At 64.5% G+C, this 1,563-nt stretch carries 1 protein-coding gene and 1 pseudogene; both read right to left on the bottom strand.

Annotated elements, in window-relative coordinates; translation table 11 throughout:
* Positions 1-258 (bottom strand): annotated as a pseudogene (locus AC0L2J_RS34700) (IS5/IS1182 family transposase); the annotation flags it as partial.
* Positions 259-371: 113 nt separating this feature from the next.
* Positions 372-1,307, bottom strand: coding sequence for a transporter substrate-binding domain-containing protein (locus tag AC0L2J_RS34695; protein ID WP_007604667.1), 936 nt, complete (start codon positions 1,305-1,307; stop codon positions 372-374).
* Between the last annotated feature and the right edge of the window lie 256 nt (positions 1,308-1,563).

The following is a 1,563-nucleotide window of genomic DNA, read 5'->3' as shown; positions in this document are numbered from 1 at the left end:
CTTCGGCGAGGCCGGCGGATGTCCGGGCTCGCCCTCCCGCGCCTTGATGACGTCGTACAGCGCCGACAGATCCAGCCTCTCGACAAACGACCAAACCGCGCGGACCGGATGATCATCCGCTACCAGATCGTCCAACGCCGCGACCTGCATGCTCATCTGGCGCCGTTCCGGTTCTCGCAACCGCACCGCGCCGCGTCCCTTGGGTAGTGGCTTATCCTGCTCGGGCAAATCCTCAAACAATTGATCGTCAGCCATCACCAGCCCCTGCTTCGCCCCGTCATCGAATCATAGCAAAGCGGCTATGGAAAATGTTCGTTTTGACGAAAGATTCTCACCCTCTCAGGATGAGGAATTGGTAACGGCTCCTGGGACTAAAACGGGCTCACCGAGAAATACCGCAGCCACAGATCCGTGTAGCGGCCCTTCTCCCAGACGCGGAACATCGCCCAGTTCAGGGCCTGGCGCAGCACGTCGTTGCCCTTGCGCACGGCGATGCCGATGCCTTCGCCGAAGAAGCGGCTTTCGACGAAGGGACCGCCGGAGAACGCGCAGCAATCGCCGGAATCGGTGCCGTTGATCCAGAACGCGAGCGCGATGGCGTCGCCAAAGATGAAGTCGACCTCGCCCTTGCGAAGCGCGGCGCGCATCGCGTCGTCATTCGGATAGGGGTGCAGTTCGGCGTCGGTGAACATGGCCTTGAGATAGGCTTCATGCGCGGAGCCGGCGATGACGCCGACCTTCTTGCCTTCGAGATATTCGGGCCGGATCTCCGGCATCACCGCGTCCCTGCGCGAGGCGAAGCGCGCCGGCACGCGGTAATAGGGATCAGTGAAGTCGACCCGGGCGCGGAGCTGCGGGCTCACCGCCATCGAAGCGATGATGGCGTCGCCCCGGTTGGAGGCGAGTGCATCGACCAGCGTCTCGAAGCGGCGCATCTGCACCGTACAGGTGACCTTGATTTCTTCGCACAGCGCGCGGGCGAAGTCGACGTTGAAGCCGGCCGGATTGCCGTCGGCGCCGGTATAGTTGAACGGCGGATAGTCGGTCTCGGTCAGGAAACGGATCACGGTCAGGCGCGACAGGTCCGGCCGTTCCGGCCGCCGCCGCGGGTCCCAGAAGCCCGGCACAGCCTGCGGGGCGGCTTGCGGCGCGACCTGAGGTGAGGCTTGCGGCGCCACGGGGGGCTGCTTGGCCGGGGCCTGCGCCTGCGCGCACGTCGAAGCAGCGAGCAGGCAGACGCCGACGACCAGCCCGGTCAGCAAGCCACGGGCGGATTTGGACGATTTCGCCTGTTGCGATGGGGCCATCGGCTGAAAATGAACGAATTTCGTTGAGATCGGAGGGCCTTATAGCCCATCCGGCCGGGAACGCGAGCGCGGATTGCGGCCAGGGTGCGCTCCCTCCCCCGCTTGCGGGGGAGGGTCGGGGAGAGGGTCTTGCCACAGAGGGATAATCCCCCAGAGGAGAGAACCCTCACCCGGCGCTCCGCGCCGACCTCTCCCGCAAGCGAGAGCTTTGCGTAAATCGCGAATCTGCGATTCTCTAAGAGACGTTTGAAGAGGA

It is taken from the genome of Bradyrhizobium sp. MV1.5 (genome assembly GCF_055807615.1).
Note: the sequence above shows the minus strand (reverse complement) of the source record. Positions and strands in the feature narration are given on the sequence as shown.